The sequence below is a fragment of the Tullyiplasma multilocale ATCC 49900 genome (assembly GCF_000483165.1).
Lineage (GTDB): Bacteria > Bacillota_I > Bacilli_A > Mycoplasmatales > Mycoplasmataceae > Tullyiplasma > Tullyiplasma multilocale.
Window position 1 is genome coordinate 268,808 of the sequence record NZ_KI519557.1, and the last position, 16,463, is coordinate 285,270.

A 16,463-nucleotide genomic window follows, 5' to 3' on the forward strand; every position below is an offset into this window, starting at 1 on the left:
GGCTTTAGTTTGCGTGACTATTTAAATAAAATCGAAATAGTCATCGCCTTCTAGGTTATTCACGTTTCCAAGTGCTAAGTCAACCATATCTCTGGCAGCTTTTCATTGGCTTTCTGGAATCCCTTCTAACATTTTTTCACGATACTCATATACATATTCAGTTAACATAACTGAGTAATCGTTTCCTTTGTCAGTAACTTTTAAAATGTTACTACGTTTGTTAGATGGATCTTGAACTTTAGTAATAAGTCCTTCTTCAGCTAGTTTAATAACAATTCTACTCATTGTAGTTTTGTCAATTCCTAAACCTTTTGCGATTCCATTTTGGTTAATACCTGGTTTAAAGAAGATTAATAATAAAACACTTGTGTGCATTTTATCAATAGTTCTTTTTAATCCTGCCTTCTTGTTCACATATTTAATTCCGTTAATCATTAGGAAGTAAACTTTGAATGTAAAAGGTAAGACGATTTGTTTTTTTTCAGTCATATGTTCCCCCATTGTTATTTTTGATAACAAAATGATACTATCTCATATGAAACTATTTTTCAATTATTTTTTTATTTTTTTGATAACTTTTCAATTTCAACATTATTAACGATTATTTTTAATTCGTTTCTAGCAATTTCAGTTTTAACTTTAACTAAAGCATTATGAAATTCAGGAAGACTTCTTCTTTTATTTGTAATAGCAATAAAGATAAATCACCCAACGATTGGTAATAATCATCATAATCAATGTTTTGAAATAATTTTCTTATTAATGTCTTTAACAATTTTGTCAAACTCTTTAATTTCTTGTGTTAATTTTTCGTTGTGAGCTTGTAACTCTTCGATTGTGTTGTATTCAGGTTTCATGTTATCCTCTTTTCCCGACTAGTTCTTCTAAAACTTCTTTAACTAACATATCCAAAGATTGTAAGATAATCTTCATTTCATTTGTTTGAGTTAAGAATACTTGTTTTTCAGCATTGTTGTCTGCTGGGTTAATTTCAGCATATAAGTTTTTTAAATCTTGTAAATAAATTGTGAACTCTTCCATCATTTGTAATTTTTCACCAATTTGGTCACTTGTAATAACTTCACTTGTATATAAAGCTAATTTATCTTTTACTCCATTACTTCATTCGTGTAATGGGTAGTTGTTCATTGTGTTGATATAGTTACCAACATAAAAGTTAATTTGTGATGAGAAGAATGGTGCAAATACATCTAAGAATGTAAATGCTGGATCTTCGTTGATTAATTCTGCTGTAAATTCATCAGAATAGTTTAGATAATCATTATTAGTTGCTGCTAGATATGCGTAACGTTGTAAAAATTGTTGAATAATCATCGCCAAATCAAATTGTTTAGCTTCTGCTAATTTATCAAATAAACTTCCTAGAACATCAACTACCTGAATTAATGTTGTAACTTCACTTAATCTTTGGATCCCTTCTTCAAATTCAACAGTTGTTTCAAACCCTTGATCTTTTAATCCTTTAAGAATTAAATAGTCTTTTTCTAAAAGATCTAAACTAATTCTTTCAATACTGATAATTTCATTAAATTTTTCCATTGTAATTCCGCCTTTGCTTTTAATATTATCTTATTTATTCTATAATAATATTTATATGAAAGGAATAACTATATGCATTACTTAGGTATTATATTAGCTTGTATCTTCGGATATTTCATGGGAGCTGTGTCTTGATCTCTTATCATTGTCTATTGAAGACGTGGAATTGATGTTAGAACAACAGGTTCTGGAAATGCTGGAGCTACAAACACAACAAGAATTTTAGGAAAGAGATGAGGACTTGTAGTTACATTCCTTGATGGATTTAAAGTAGTCTTCACAGCATTGTTTGCTGTTGGGATGAGTGCAATTCCATCTCCACTATTTAGTGAAACTAGTTTCTTCATTCCGTGTATCTTTGCCTTAATTGGACATTGTTATCCAGTTTATTACAAATTTAAAGGTGGAAAAGCTGTTTCATGTTTCTTAGGATTATTATTCGTAATTAACTGAATGTATTTATTAGTATTCCTAGCTGTATGATTCATAGCTGTTTCAATTAGTAGAAAAGTTAGTGTAGCTTCAATTGCAGCAGCAACTGTAATTGGAATTATTATCTGAATCCCATATACTTATGGAATTGCTGATGCACAAGCTGCATATTCTACTGCTAACTTATGAAATGCTTATGGATTATTTGAAGCCAATCCAAGTGGATGATACTTCGCTTGATTTAATGCTTTCCATTTAGCAACAGATCAAAATTTTGCAAGTAGTATTCTAGAAATGCAAATCGTTATCTTATTAGGGTTTGGAATTCTTGCTTGAAGACATTTCCCTAACATGAAAAGAATTAAGGCTAAAACAGAACCTGAAACTTTCCCAAAAATGACTGAAGAAGAAAAAATAAAACGTCATCAAGATGTTAGAAAACCAAAACCAACTAAAGAAGAACGAATTAAATTAAAACAAGAACGAATTAAACAAAAAAGAACTCAATAAGAGTTCTTTTTTATATCCATATTTATTTATAAAGACATTGCAAGATATTAGGTTAATTTTAAGCCTATGACAAATAAAAAAAGAACCTAAGCTCTTTTAAAGCATATCTTCTTGATCCTCAAATTTAAGTAATGAAGATGTGTTATTCTTGTAAGCAATATCAATATTTGAGTTCTCAGGGCTTGTTTCTATGAAATGCAATCTTACTTCGCCCGCATTATTTATTAATTGTTCTATTGCTTCTACACTTTCGAAGTCAATTGTTGCAAAATCAATTCCATCGACTGTTAATTTCAATTTTTGGTTAGCATTCGCATATTCAGATTCGCTAAATATATCATTCATATTACCATTCGTTAAAGATCTGAAAATACTTATTTCATATTCTTTTTGCTTCTCTTCAGTTCAATCATTACCGCTTTCCTTTTTGAATTGATATTCATCAAATATTCCTTGAAGATATTTATCTTCTAATTCACCAACTTTAAACGCAGAGGGTGGAGTTTTAATAAAACGAATACCGTATCAATAAGGAATTTCGAAATCTGGATGTAAACCAGGAACTTGTTCATAATAAGATTTTATGTAATAACCAAGCATTCCATCGATATAACGACCCATCATATAACTGTCATGAATTTCCTCTCATTCCATTTCCTCTATCAGTGCGAAGAAACTTCTAGTTATTTCTAATTTGAAATCATCATCGTTTGGAAAAAAATTCAGTAAGTCTGCGTTGGCAGCTTTAAATTTTTCTAAAATATATTGACGTCTTTGGCCTAAGTCAACAGTCTTAAAGAATTCTACAAATTCTTCTTTTGAGTTAATTAAATCTCCATCATAAACATCAATACCCATCAATGTTCTAGAATCTTCATCAATTTCATTTATGTCATTTACTGTAATACCATTATATTCGACATCAAATTCTTGTAGTACTAATTCAACATCACTAAGATCTATTTCGAAAACAGCTTCGCTGCTTATTGAAGTTTCTTCAAAAGTCACAATAGCGGTTTTAAGACCTTGTTCATACAATTCCCTTGATTTGAAACTGTTTTGGTCTTCACCCAAGAAGGTGAAATCAAATTCTACATTAACAATTGAATTATCAGTCATTCATTTATTTTCAATTTTGAGATTTTCGATAATTGAAGGCGAAAGATATTTGTTAGCAAAATCATTTTGAATTTCTAATATTTCTTCTTTCAGTCAGTTTCCATCATAGCCACCATACTCAACTTCCGGAAACTCCAATACATCTGAAAATTGTGAAGGTAATGTAGGTTCATGCTTAACTGGTTCTTCTGGATTTCCTGGTTCAGTAGGTTTTTCAGCAATAGCAGGATGACTCGATACTAATAAAGCGATTGGTGTTGCCGTTAAAGCTAAAACTGCAAGAATAGCCAATAATTTGCTCATTCCGTTTCTTTTTTTCATTATATGCCTCTTTTCCCTTGGGTATCACTTAGTAAGTGCAATATTTATTCTGTGTAATATAAGTTTTTGAATTCCCCTAAGTTAACCACTTTTTCTTCACCAGTATTAACATTGTGAATTTCTTTGGTTTTAACTGTAACGGATATTTTAAAAGTCTTGTTTTTGATCGGACCTGGAGTCGGGGTTACACCAGCAGCCTTTAAAAGTTTTTTCATGACTTCGATTATTTCTTGACCATTCATATTTGTAATATTAATTTCTTCACCATAAGAAATTCTTATGTTTACTGCTGTTATTTCAGCTGATTCCATAACCTCTTTGTGTTTTCCTATTGTACTAATATAGGCATTGTCCTGAGAATTGAATGACCCTTCTTGTACTTTTCAAAATTCGAGCATTTTATCGCCGAAATACTTTTGTCTTTCCTTAAATTCTTCATTTGTAATAGTGCTATTAATTGCAAGATCTGCTTCTTTTATTTCAGCACTTACAGGACTTGGAACAGGTAAATTGTAGTTAGGTGTCTCATCTTTGAAAGTATATCTATTTGCATTATCAACTACCACAATATCAGTTTCAACAAATGATTTGTTTTCGATTATTACACGAGTATCTACAATTATTGAATTAGGTTCGAACTCATCTTCAACAATCATTTGTTCAAGTTCATCTCAAGTGTCTGGCATATTCAAGAATTCTATTTTAATTTCTTCTTCTTTTAATACAACACCAAGATCACCGAAATCTTCATTTAGGTAATAATTATTTCTCTGAACGAAATATTGTCTTGTGTATTTTGATAAGACTTGTTCACTATAGTCTTTAGGATTTAAACTATTAAAGTTTTTTCAAAAATAGCTGTAAATTGGGCTTACAGCTCCAGGATTCTCTAATACTTCTATTTTGTCGCTGATTTGGAATTTAATAGTTGTATTTGACTCATAAACTTCATCATTTAAAATGATTTTAATTTTTACTTTGTATCCTTCATTTGCCAATTCAAGTTGATTTTTACCGCCAAAAATATTTAATTTTCTTGTAATGTCATTTGATGAAACTCCATAGTCTGGAGTTAATGTAATTTGTTCACTTGTCAACTGAGATTCATCTAATTGGTTATCTTCTCTTATTAAAGCAACCAATGAATCTTTCATTTTTTCTAAATCTTTCATATAACGAAGGCTTAGATCCTTTTCCCTTGTTGTATCATCTAGTCAAATATTTCAAAATGCAAAATAACGGTTTTGAACAAATTCTATATTATATTCATCCTTGATAGTTGAAATTGCATTTCCGGGTGCTGCAGGTTTAATAGGAAGTTCTTCTTCACCTTTCGAAATATTGCTTGTATCTGGATTAGAGCAAGCTACAACAGCAGCCGTTGAAGATAAACTGATTGTAATTGCTGATAATATTGATAATATTTTTTTCATTTTAATCTTCTCCTCTTGAATCTGTAAGTTCTATAATTGTGGATGTTCCACTCTTGTTTGCATAACGAATTTCTCGAATATCTTCACACATTTTTATTCAATCAACTCTAATTTCTTCATAGTTTCTCAATAGTTCTAGGTTTTGTTCAACTGATCCAAAATCAATTTCTTCAGCCAATACACCATCTATTTTCATTTCGAAATTGACACCATAATCTATTACGTTGAAAGCATCAAAGAAATAAACTATTTCACTATAACCTGCAAGTGTTTCATAAATTTCAACTTTATAATTCACTTCGTCTTCATATCCCCATTCACTTTGTTTCATTTCTAACATTCGTTCATAACCATCTTTTAATCACTCAGCCATTCTTTCAAATGAATATTGAATTTCATAAATTTCAGGACCGCTCATTACAGGTCTAACGTAAGCTTCTAAAATAAAATCAAATTGTGGATGGATACCAGCTTCTTGTTCGTAATAAATTTCAAAATAGAATCCGATACTTTCAACGTTATTTAATCATTCTCATTGAATATGTTCTCATTCAAGCTGACTGTGATCATCAATATATAATTTTGATAAATTAAAGTGGAATTTGCTTTCATCTCCCATTAGATGAGCTAACTCTGGATTGATTTCCTTTGCACGTCTATACGCAAACTCTGCTCAATCATCAAAATTATAATTCATCATTAAGTTTACAAGATCCTCTGCACTTTCAACGCTATCGGCATCAATAATTTTGAATGGTCTAATTAATTCTTCATTTTCATCGTATTCATTAAGATCGCTTTCAAAATCAATTTCGGTTAATTCATATTCTTTTAAAATTAATTCAGTTTGTGAAACGTCAACGTTTTTATCAATGGCAAAATTTTGCTCACCCTCACTTAATTTAACGTTAACTAAATTTATTCCTTCATCAACAATAATTCCTGAATTTCAGTGATAATCATCTTCAGTTAGGAAATTATCAAGTAAAGTTAATTCCAATTGATTTTCATCGATTCAATCGTTTACGTTAAGTAAATCAATCTTAAGACTAGCTATCACATATTCTTCAAGATAACCATCAACTATCTTTTTAGCCTCATCATAATAATCAATACTATCAATGTTATATTCCCCAATTGTAATTGCAGAAAATGATTGTGGAATAACAATTTCTTTTGTATCAATAACTGTTGCTATTAATTTTGAATGGTAGATATTACCATTAATGAAAATATCAAGATCAACTTCTCTTTCGAGTTGATCAAATGATGAAATGTATTCTTTTGTATTTATGATAACTTCAGGCACTTCTAAATCATTGTTTGTAGCGATATCATCAGCAATCAAACCTAAATATGGAACCAATTTATTTTGAATATATCTTTCAACATTTATATTAGTTCTTTTAATTGATAGTTCATTATAAGATTCTTTGATATTAAAATCTGGGTTTGTTGAGCTCTCTTCAGTAACTTTGAAGGTGAATTTTCCTGTAATTAATTCAGATTTAGCTAATGCTTTAACTGTAATTATTCCCGCATACTCTGTAGTTCCTTGAACAATGTAATCAATATCAAGAACAGTTCCAAGAATTAACTTATCGATTTCCTTTTGAATATTCGGTAAGGGGTCTCCCACCTTTACATCTACAATTTTAATATTCGCAATAGATTGCCTTTGACCTGGATCTGGTGTTGACGTAACTTTATCCAAAGTAGTGGCCATTAAAATTATTGGTGTTGCAGTTAGCGTTAAACCAGCTAATATCGCCAATAATTTTGTCATACCTTTTTTCTTTTTCATGATATTCCTCTTTCAGTTTGCTTGTTTTTCTTTCAATGAAAAACAATAACAAAGTTATTGTAAAAGTTTTGGTATCATTTTGTAACTATTTTAACTTTCCAATTAGGAAATAAAAAAACTAGCCGAAGCTAGTTTTAAAAACCTTTAACAACTACATCTCCTTCATAGACGTATTCTTTAATTTTTTCTGATCAGGTTTTTCTAAAAAAACTTTTTGAATGATCAGAAAGATTATTTCACGCCATGAAATTAAGAAGAATTCTGTCTTTGCCATTTCTTCCGGCTTCATCAGATAATTTCGCTGCAAATGAAACTGATTCACCAATTCAAATATTATCATTAATCCCAACACCCTTTTGTCCTGCTTTAATCACTAGCGTATTAGAGACTGCCATACCAATACCGATTTCAAAAGTTGGAAAGTTATTTTCTTTCAATATAGATTTGAAAAAAATGTGAAATGAATTTATTTCGTATGTGGCAGAAAACAAATTTTCGATATCTTCTTCATCTAATATATTATTTATCGAATAAACACAATCTCCCCTTATTCCTATTTGTCTATATGTGTAATTTCTATTTAAAACCTTAATTATCTCCTGCGTGAACGCCCTCATGATTCGTGCAACTACCTCGGGTTTCTCTTTTGTAAAAAGTGCTGTTGAATCTATTATATCTACGAAAACAGCCCCTACATAACTTTGCATTCCATTTTTAAAAGTGAATGCCTCTTCCTCCTTGGGAATACCCTTTTTACGCCTCACTACTTGTGTTTTAGATTGAAGAATTTCTAGAACATCATTTTTTATTTGATTCTTATTCACTATATCACCACCAATATCAACAAAGGAATTAGCATAAATGTTGCTAACAATAATGAAATAGAAGAAGTTAAAACGTAGTCGTGTTTACCTTTACAAATTGTCGCATTGATCTTTATTTGTTCCTTTAGAGTTTCGATATCTACTTCGCCAGTAATCTCTGATTCTTTCATTTTAAAAATATGATAGTAATAAAATTGAGACTTGTTTTTAGAATCCACTCTTTTTCTTGGCATAACACACAATATAGAAGAAATTGTTGATATAAAAATCAATATCATAGTGATGACCAAAACAACTATCAAACTAATTTTTATATCACTATTTTTGATTTCACCAATTTTTCCCGTTACACCTAAAAACACTCCAATTATTGCATAATAAATACCCACTATTACCAATAATATATTTGCCTTGTTATCAAATTTATTTATTTGACTTTGTACAGAGGCAAGTACTTTTTCTAATTTTTCTTGCATTGTTGCCCAACTTTCATTTCCTTTCTTATTATAATGCTAAGATGTTCATTTTTGAATATCAAAAGACAAATAAAAAAACTAGCCGAAGCTAGTTTGATATTATTTAATCTATTTACTACGTTTCATAGCGTTCATTGTTTTTTTAATGTCAGCTTCAGATGGTTTTCTCCCCATGCTCATGTACATAGCTCTAATTTGTTTTTCATTAATTGGTGGGTTGTCTTTTAATTGTTTTTTAACAACTGCTCTAGTAATGAAGAAACCAGCGATTCCCCCAACGATTAAAGCTCCAATTACTCCTAAAACGATTCCAGCGATTGCTCCACCAGATAAAACTGTTGTAGTTAATAATGAAATTGTCATAATCATCTCTCCTATTATTCTTTTTACATATAAATATTATCTATTAATATTCACCTATATTCAATAAGTTTGTTATTTAGTTTGTTCTTTTAACTCTTTTAGTTTAGCTGGAGTAATATCTTCTCCTTGTTCATTGACAACTTTTAAGCTTTTTAGTTGTTGAACAAAACCCTCGCGATAAAGTTCTAGATAACGTTGTTTTAATTCTTCTCTATAAGAGCTTTCAACCTCATCTAGTGGACGTTCTTTCTTAATTGCAGCTAATCTATTGATTTCAGCAATAACGTCAGGCATTTGCATATCTTTGACTAACATATTAATCCTCTCAGTTATTGATTGCATAAAATGCTGCACCAATAATTCCTGAATCATTTTGTAATGATGCTAATTCGAATTCTAATTCATCTGCCATAAATGGTAAGATGTGAGCTTTAGCTCCTGTTTCAATAATTTCTAATAAATCATTTCCCATTAAAGCAGCTCCACCACCAATAATAACCGCTTTAGGATTTAAAGCATTTACCATGATTGAAATATGATCGTAGAATGGTTTATAAATTTCATCCATTAATTCTCTAATTTCAGATGGTTTATTATTTTTAATGTAAGCTTCACCAATTGTTTTCATAGTGATTTCTTTACCATCTTTAAAATATTGGTTTGCTAAATGTTCTGGGCGTTGTTCTAGAATAGTTGCAAATGTTTTACCGAAGTTAATTGCTGAACAAGTAGCTTCAATACATTGTCCTAATCCACAATTACATTTGTTGATAGTTTGCATAGCTCCACCATGTCCAAATTCTCCAGCAAATCCGTTTGCTCCAGATACTAATTTGTTGTCAATTACAATTGCTCCACCAATTCCAGTTCCTAATCAATAAAAGATCGCTGAAGAATATTTGCTGGCAGCTCCAGTTCAATATTCTCCAAGTGCTGCTGCATTAACATCATTTAAAACTGAAACATTTTTATTATTAAACAATTTAATTGCTTCACCTTTAACGTCATAGTTTTTTCATCCTAAATTATTTGTTAAAATTGAGATTCCTTCTTCGTGGTTAATAAAACCAGGAACAGCTAATCCAATTCTTTCAATATCAACTGAACATTCATAACCTAAATCAGTTAGTTTAGTATGAATTTGTTGTGCTAAGTTTTCTAATACATTTTCTTTTGAATTTTCAACTACAAACTTGTTTTCAATTTCCCCAAATTGATTAACAACTCCGACTTTAGCTGAAGTTCCTCCTAAGTCAATTCCTAATACTTTTTTCATAGTGACACTCTCTCTTTTTGCTTATATATTTTTATTGTAAAACATTTACCCTGTTTTACAAAGTAAAACCCTCTTAAAATAAAAAAAGCCTCTTAGATTAAGGCTTTTCTTTTATAAATTTCTACTTTGTTGATTTAATTTTAAACATATTGACAAACATCAAGTTTTTTTCTTCTGCTAATATTTTCTTAAAGGATTCGTTGGGTGCAAAAAGCCTACCTTTTAAACGGTATTTGGAAATGATTTGATCTTTGCTAACTCTCATTAATGAATCTCACATAATGTTACTGTTCGTTTTATTCAAAAACGTTCTATATGGTGATTGGGATGTTTGAGTTGTGAGTGGAGCTACCAAAAAATGATTATTACTTATTTTGGCAACTATTATAGCAGGTCTTGATTTAACATATACACAATCATTCATCATAGTTGTTGGATGCTTCTTACAACAAATAAGAGACTCTAAATTATTTTTAATATTGGAAAAAATTAAATTTTCGTGGATTTTGTCAACCATAACGAAGTCAAACTCGTAATATTTATTAGTATTCATATTTATGACCTTTTTTAGACTTTTATTCTTTAAGAATAAAAGGGGAGCCGCAAGGGCTAAAGAAGGAGGAGTATAGAAAAGATATTCTATAAGAATAAAAACATTGATTAAACATCTATGTCCTTCTATTTATTCTAATAGTTATTATATTGTATTAAAGCTGCTTTTCAAGGTCGTTAATCAAAATGAATGGATATCTACTTTAAAATTCAATAAAAAAAGAAAAGAAAAGCCTCTTAGATTAAGGCTTTTCTTTTATAAATAAGAACTTCTTGTTCATTTGCTGGTATTGTAAATACTAATTTACATGGAACTTCAATTATTAAGTTAACTCAACCCAATCCCGAAATCATAATGTCATATTCTTGACCAATATCAGAATTGTTGAATGTAAATTCTTTTACTTGATGAGTTGTTTCTTTAATTGCTGGTTTAATAACTTCTTTATTACGAGTTCAATAATCATTGGCATTAATAGTTTTAGTTCTATGTAGTTCAATTTCTTTATTTGTGTAAATATGGAAGTTTTGACGGTATCCTGCATTATTTTCATAACTAAATCATGCTAATCCTGCAAAGAAGATTGTTTGATCTGAATTTAGTTGGAAAGTGAATTGTTTAACTTCTTTTTGGAAGTATGAATATTTTCAATCGTCTTTTTCCATTAAGTGAGCAATAGAACTTGTTCTAGCAACCCCTGGAGTATCAACGATCACTACAGTTGGGAATAATTTAATTTCAATTAAATCTAAAGTTGTATTAAAGTATTTTGAATCAACAATAGTTGGCACTAAATCTGTGGCATACATTAAAGCATTAATCAATGATGATTTACCAACATTTGATACTCCAACAAAATATTGTTTACCAACATTTTTAACTAATAGATCCAAGAATTCATTAATTGAATCTTGTCCAAATGCCGAAACCATAATAACTTTTTTATCATTTAATTTTGAATCTTTAAATGTTTCATTGATATATCTTCTAATTTTAGCTAACTTAACTGATTTAGGTAATAGATCGATTTTGTTAATTACAATAACAACATTTCTATGAGCAATTAATTCTTCTAATTCTTTTAATCTTGAACCATCTAAATCAAAGATATCTAAGATGTAATAAAAAGTAGCTCCTGGATCAGTTTTAATAACTTCTTTAATATTGTCGATAAAAGCTTTTGGATCAATATCTTGTTCTACTAAATCATTATAGTGTCTAATTCTAAAACACCTTAAACAATAATCATTTTCTAATTTCTTAGCATAACCTTGTTGGTTTTCAAATTCTGTTTGTAGGCGTTTCCCACATCCAATACATTTTTTCATATTAGTACCCTTCTATTTTCTTAACTGTTGCTTTGAGAGTGTTCTCTCTTGGTTTTTTAGCTTTCTTCTTAGCTTTCTTTAAAGCTAAGGCTACTAGTTTGTCTTCTTCGGCTTTTTTACCATGGTTTCTGATGTATTTGTTGTCTTCGTCTTTGAAGAACATGAATGCATATAGAAAGTCGATTAAATACAATAATTTAAGGACATCGTTATAACAATGCATGCGAGCTTTTTTAACATCTAAGATTCACTTAGTGAAATCTTCATAACTAGCTTCTTTATGTGAATAGAACTTTAAAGCTCCAACACATAAGTTATAAATATCATCTTCTTCAATAAAAGTTTTTTCACCATAAATTGTTGTTGCGTAATCGAAGAACTTTTTAAGACTTGGTAGTGATAAAGTATTCTCACCCATTTTTCCTTTTTTAAGGTTTTTAGGTTCATAAAATTGATTACCAAATTTATCTGTGTTTGAAAAACTCATATTTTGACTTAAGACATTATAAATATCAAAAGCATTTACTTCGTATTCCTTAGTTTTATCATTGAAGATAAATAAATCTGTCTTACGATTGTTTAATAAATTTTTATTATTATTGATTCAGTTTGTTAAAATTTTAGAATCATTTTCTTTTCCAGCAAAAACTAGAGTTTTAATACCTTTATTAATACACATATTAATAAAGCTTCTAACCATTGCATTATATTGTTGTTCAAAGTTATAAGTTGGATCTTTAAAGCTACGTTTTACAGATAAACATTTAATAGCCTTATTATTTTGGCGGTTATGAATCTCTTTAAAGTTTTTAGCAAATGAATACTGTAAAACATAAACAATATCTTTTTGCTCTTCACTATATAATTTCTTTTCAAAATCCCCATGATCGTGAGATCTATTGAAAAACTCTGTATCCATAACAATTGCCGGAAACTTAATTTCATTAAGTTTCTGCTTCATTTCTTTTTTATCTACATAAAAATATTGACTATTATTAATATAATACTTATCTTCAAATTTCCTAATTAAGTTCTGTTTCATTCAATCCTCTTATTTCCTTTTTATATAATAACAAATTAGGAGTAATTAAAAAATTAATAATTGAATAAATTGTTATAATATTTTTGTAAGAAAAAGGTGAAAATATGAAATTTACAAAAGAAACTACATTTAATGAATTTTTAGATCAAACATTAATTCATATAACAAAAGAAAAGATTTTTGAAAAAAGTTTAAAAGTTAGAGAAGAATTAACAACAGCTACAGATCAAATGGGTGCTAACCCAATGTTGTCAATGTTTATGCCAAGTCAAGCCGATATTGACATGTATGTAAACGATTTAACTGGAACAATCTCATTGATGAAAAACATGGGAGATTTAAAAATCTTTTTAAATCAAAATTCATTTGACTCAGCAAAACTATTTTCTGGAGATGCAATGAGCAATCCTCAAGAACTAATTGGTAGTTTAATGTCTGGTGGAACTGGAAGTTTCTCAAAAGTTATTCTAAACATGCAGTTTGGTGGAACTTTAAAAAAATTAGGTGAAGTAATTGAAATGATTAATTCAATTAAACCTAAAATTGGAGCTGATGAACAACTAGGAAATATCGATGTTGAAGATCTAGATTATTTATTATCTACTCTATTAACAAATGATATGGATAAGTTAAGAAAATTCTTAACTTCTAATCCAAAAGATGCTGAATCAGTTATTACTGAATTTGCAACATTAGAAGAAACTAAAGTTTGAGAGTTAAGAGATAAATCAATTGAAATTATTGAAAAATACTTCTTAAACTTTAAATCACAAGATATCATGGGTTCTATTCAAGCCATGCAAGGAATGGAAGATATTGAAAACATTGATATGGGTGGAGATATTCAAGAATATATTGAAGTAGCTACTAATGTATCAACATTAAAAGATTTAATCAAAACATCAATCGTTTTAATTAATGAATTAAATAAAGTTAATGCCTAACGAAAAAGTGAGATTTAATCTCACTTTTTATATTTTACTTTATGTATAATTTTAAAAAAGAAGGAGATTTATATGGTTAAAAAACTTCAACAACGATTTAATGACAACTTAAATAGACATCCAAACGTATTGTGAAGTGATGTTTTAAATTTACTTGTCAACAAAGAAATAATGGATGCGATTAATTTTATGGAAGAAACTGGTGGTGAACCAGATATTCTAAAAATGAATGACAATTTATATGTTGTTGATTTCTCTAAAGAAACTCCAGATCGTAAAAGTTTGTGCTATGACAAAGAATCTAGAATAAATCGTAAAAAATTTCCTCCTGTTTCATCAGTTTTGGAGTCATGTGAAATGAATTCATTAGAGTTGATTGATTTAGAAATATATTCGTTCATGCAATCAATCGAAGATCTTGATTTAAAGACTTCTAGTTGATTGAAAACACCAGATGATATTAGAATTCTTGGAGGGGCCATCTTTGCTGAAAAACGTTATGATAAAACTTTTGTTTTTCATAATAGTGCTGATTCATACTATTCAAATCGTGGCTTTAGAAGTTACATTAAATTGAAGTAAAAAAACAAATTGAAAATATCAATTCATATAAGCCCCTTTTGAATAGGGGTTTTTTGATGGTCACTTCTGCGATTCATTTATATAGTCGTTGTCATCTAGATAATTTGAGACTTCAAATACTCAATCCCTTTATTAGTAATTTGTCTTCCTCTTATTCCTCTTACAATTAATCCACAACGTAAAAGTATTGGTTCAATATTAGTTATTAAAGTCGGGATTGGAACATTTAATATTTGACTAGCAGCTTCAATTCCCATGACTCTATTTTCATCTAGAATTTTTAAATATCTTAATTCTTGTTCAGTGATTCCAAACTTATAAATCCCCATTTGTAAAAGAATTTTGTTGAGTGATTCAAGATCTTCAATTTGATAATTACCTGTTATGTAATAATCATTAATCCTTTTAATTAGATTAATGCAAATTCTGGGTGTTTGACGACTATATTCAGCTATTTGCCAACAAATACTCTCATCAATGGGTAAATCTAATTTAAAGGCTGTATTTTGAGCAATTACCCCTATTTCTTGGCTTGTATAACTAACCAATTCTAAATTAATCGAAAATCTATTTAATAAAGGATATGGAATCTTATTAATTTCAGTAGTGGCTGTTATTAAAGTAAAGGCTGGTAGTTTTATATTAATAACTTTTGAATTGTATTCTTTACCAATAATGATATTTAATTTGTTATCTTCTAAAACCGGATATAACAATTCCATAATATCTTTATTAACTGCATGAACTTCATCAATAAAAACAATATGATGTTCTTTAATACTTGAGAGAACTGAAATTAAATCACTTGGTTTTTGAATGCTGGGTCCATTTAAAATATGAATCTTAGTTTTGAGAATTTTAGCAATCAAATAAGCTAGTGATGTTTTACCCATTCCACTGGGACCATGAATAATCATATGATCTAAAACTTTTTCTTGTTTAATTGCTGCTTGAACATAAATCTTTAAGTTTTCAATTATCTTAGTTTGACCTAAATATTCAGATCATTTAACTGGTCGGAATTGATTACTCATGGCGACTCATTTCTTGTAAAGTTATTTTAACCATTTCTTCAACATCAAGACTTTGGTTTACTTTATTAAGTTTGTTATAAATCATTTTAGAATTAAACCTAATTTGATTAAAGACTCCATCACTTTCTTTTTCTTGATTGATAATTGATTTTCAAAATAAACTTTATTTAAATGTTCAATAATTAATTTACATCCAACACTTCCCAATCCTTTAATTTTTCCCAATCTATCTAGATCATAGTTTTGAACAATTTCTAATATTTGATTACTATCATAAGTATTTAATATTAGACTAGCCGTTTTCAAACCAATTGTTTTAACATTTAATAACTCTAAAAAGATATCACGTTCAGCTCGAGAAATAAATCCGATTCAAGTTTGAACAAATTCATTTGTCTGACTTGCTATAAATATTTTCACTGTTTCATTTTTAAGATAATGCTTTTGATCTTTAGTTAGAATATTTATCTTATATCCTTGATCTTGATTTCTAAAATATAAGACTTCATCATCAAAATATTCAACTATTCCAATTATGTAATTCTGCATGTTTACCCCTATAGTATTAGGAGAAAATAAAAAAAACGAACCAATTATGGGTTCGTTTTATTAATAAGAATAACTTTAGTAAAAATTATTTAAATTTACGGTTTTGTTTTTGTTTGTAAATTCTTTTTTCTTTTTTACTTAAGTGGTATTCACGTTTTCTTGCTTCTGCTTTGTTTGCTGAAGCTACCTTTTGAAAGCGTTTTAATGCTTTTTCAATTGGTTCTCCTTCGTGTACGATAACACTTGCCATATGTAATTCAACTCCAATTCCCTTTAATAATACATTATTTTTTATATATTTTGCAACCAGTTT

At 28.9% G+C, this 16,463-nt stretch carries 20 protein-coding genes; 3 read left to right on the forward strand and 17 right to left on the reverse strand.

The window, feature by feature from the left end:
• Positions 1-21 precede the first annotated feature (21 nt).
• The 3 genes from G319_RS04965 to G319_RS10050 all read right to left on the reverse strand — a co-directional run bounded on the left by G319_RS04965 (position 22) and on the right by G319_RS10050 (position 1,560).
• On the reverse strand, positions 22-489 hold the full coding sequence (locus G319_RS04965; RefSeq protein ID WP_051350895.1) for a MarR family winged helix-turn-helix transcriptional regulator: 468 nt from the start codon (positions 487-489) through the stop codon (positions 22-24).
• Between the two features lie 71 nt (positions 490-560).
• Positions 561-857 (reverse strand): hypothetical protein, encoded by a 297-nt coding sequence (locus tag G319_RS10045; protein ID WP_051350896.1) that lies wholly within the window; start codon positions 855-857, stop codon positions 561-563.
• 1 nt (position 858) lies between these two features.
• Positions 859-1,560: a hypothetical protein gene (locus G319_RS10050; RefSeq protein ID WP_026389813.1), complete on the reverse strand. Its 702-nt coding sequence runs from the start codon at positions 1,558-1,560 to the stop codon at positions 859-861.
• A gap of 72 nt (positions 1,561-1,632) precedes the next feature.
• Between G319_RS10050 and G319_RS04845 the strand changes: the two genes are divergently transcribed.
• Positions 1,633-2,502 (forward strand): glycerol-3-phosphate acyltransferase, encoded by an 870-nt coding sequence (locus G319_RS04845; RefSeq protein WP_084514151.1) that lies wholly within the window; start codon positions 1,633-1,635, stop codon positions 2,500-2,502.
• Positions 2,503-2,598: 96 nt separating this feature from the next.
• Here the strand turns inward: G319_RS04845 and G319_RS10055 are convergent, their stop codons facing one another.
• The 11 genes from G319_RS10055 to G319_RS04855 form a co-directional block, all read right to left on the reverse strand.
• Positions 2,599-3,942, reverse strand: a complete 1,344-nt coding sequence (locus tag G319_RS10055) for a hypothetical protein (protein ID WP_026389814.1) — start codon at positions 3,940-3,942, stop codon at positions 2,599-2,601.
• 44 nt (positions 3,943-3,986) lie between these two features.
• Complete coding sequence (locus G319_RS10060; RefSeq protein ID WP_026389815.1) at positions 3,987-5,375, reverse strand: lipoprotein; 1,389 nt, start codon at positions 5,373-5,375, stop codon at positions 3,987-3,989.
• 1 nt (position 5,376) lies between these two features.
• A complete protein-coding gene (locus tag G319_RS10065; RefSeq protein WP_026389816.1) occupies positions 5,377-7,179 on the reverse strand; it encodes a hypothetical protein in 1,803 nt (600 codons plus the stop codon).
• 134 nt (positions 7,180-7,313) lie between these two features.
• Positions 7,314-8,003 (reverse strand): adenylate/guanylate cyclase domain-containing protein, encoded by a 690-nt coding sequence (locus G319_RS04850; protein WP_051350897.1) that lies wholly within the window; start codon positions 8,001-8,003, stop codon positions 7,314-7,316.
• Positions 8,003-8,479, reverse strand: a complete 477-nt coding sequence (locus G319_RS0104225; RefSeq protein ID WP_026389817.1) for a Pycsar system effector family protein — start codon at positions 8,477-8,479, stop codon at positions 8,003-8,005. The genes G319_RS04850 and G319_RS0104225 overlap by 1 nt, the downstream gene beginning before the upstream one ends.
• A gap of 108 nt (positions 8,480-8,587) precedes the next feature.
• Positions 8,588-8,830 (reverse strand): YneF family protein, encoded by a 243-nt coding sequence (locus G319_RS0104230; protein WP_026389818.1) that lies wholly within the window; start codon positions 8,828-8,830, stop codon positions 8,588-8,590.
• 84 nt (positions 8,831-8,914) lie between these two features.
• Positions 8,915-9,157, reverse strand: coding sequence for a DUF896 domain-containing protein (locus G319_RS0104235; protein WP_156902690.1), 243 nt, complete (start codon positions 9,155-9,157; stop codon positions 8,915-8,917).
• A gap of 1 nt (position 9,158) precedes the next feature.
• Entirely contained in the window at positions 9,159-10,118 is a 960-nt protein-coding gene (locus G319_RS0104240; protein WP_026389820.1) for an ROK family protein, read from the reverse strand.
• A gap of 121 nt (positions 10,119-10,239) precedes the next feature.
• On the reverse strand, positions 10,240-10,671 hold the full coding sequence (locus tag G319_RS10070; RefSeq protein WP_026389821.1) for a type II toxin-antitoxin system PemK/MazF family toxin: 432 nt from the start codon (positions 10,669-10,671) through the stop codon (positions 10,240-10,242).
• A 236-nt stretch (positions 10,672-10,907) separates the two neighbouring features.
• Positions 10,908-11,999, reverse strand: a complete 1,092-nt coding sequence (yqeH, locus tag G319_RS10075) for a ribosome biogenesis GTPase YqeH (RefSeq protein ID WP_026389822.1) — start codon at positions 11,997-11,999, stop codon at positions 10,908-10,910.
• 1 nt (position 12,000) lies between these two features.
• Positions 12,001-13,041: a hypothetical protein gene (locus tag G319_RS04855; protein WP_280123377.1), complete on the reverse strand. Its 1,041-nt coding sequence runs from the start codon at positions 13,039-13,041 to the stop codon at positions 12,001-12,003.
• A gap of 104 nt (positions 13,042-13,145) precedes the next feature.
• On the opposite strand from G319_RS04855, the gene G319_RS0104260 reads away from it, so the two are divergent.
• Together G319_RS0104260 and G319_RS0104265 are read left to right on the forward strand one after the other, a co-directional pair.
• Positions 13,146-13,985 carry a hypothetical protein gene (locus G319_RS0104260; RefSeq protein ID WP_026389823.1) on the forward strand — a complete coding sequence of 280 codons (840 nt, stop codon included), beginning with the start codon at positions 13,146-13,148 and terminating at the stop codon, positions 13,983-13,985.
• 72 nt (positions 13,986-14,057) lie between these two features.
• A complete protein-coding gene (locus G319_RS0104265) occupies positions 14,058-14,567 on the forward strand; it encodes a DUF4256 domain-containing protein (protein WP_051350899.1) in 510 nt (169 codons plus the stop codon).
• 95 nt (positions 14,568-14,662) lie between these two features.
• Here the strand turns inward: G319_RS0104265 and ruvB are convergent, their stop codons facing one another.
• The 3 genes from ruvB to rpsU all read right to left on the reverse strand — a co-directional run bounded on the left by ruvB (position 14,663) and on the right by rpsU (position 16,400).
• Positions 14,663-15,601 (reverse strand): Holliday junction branch migration DNA helicase RuvB, encoded by a 939-nt coding sequence (gene ruvB, locus G319_RS0104270; RefSeq protein WP_026389825.1) that lies wholly within the window; start codon positions 15,599-15,601, stop codon positions 14,663-14,665.
• A gap of 57 nt (positions 15,602-15,658) precedes the next feature.
• Complete coding sequence (locus tag G319_RS10080) at positions 15,659-16,150, reverse strand: helix-hairpin-helix domain-containing protein (protein WP_026389826.1); 492 nt, start codon at positions 16,148-16,150, stop codon at positions 15,659-15,661.
• An 85-nt stretch (positions 16,151-16,235) separates the two neighbouring features.
• The gene (gene rpsU, locus G319_RS0104285) at positions 16,236-16,400 is read right to left on the reverse strand and encodes a 30S ribosomal protein S21 (protein ID WP_024863263.1); all 165 of its coding nucleotides are present in this window, start codon (positions 16,398-16,400) and stop codon (positions 16,236-16,238) included.
• Between the last annotated feature and the right edge of the window lie 63 nt (positions 16,401-16,463).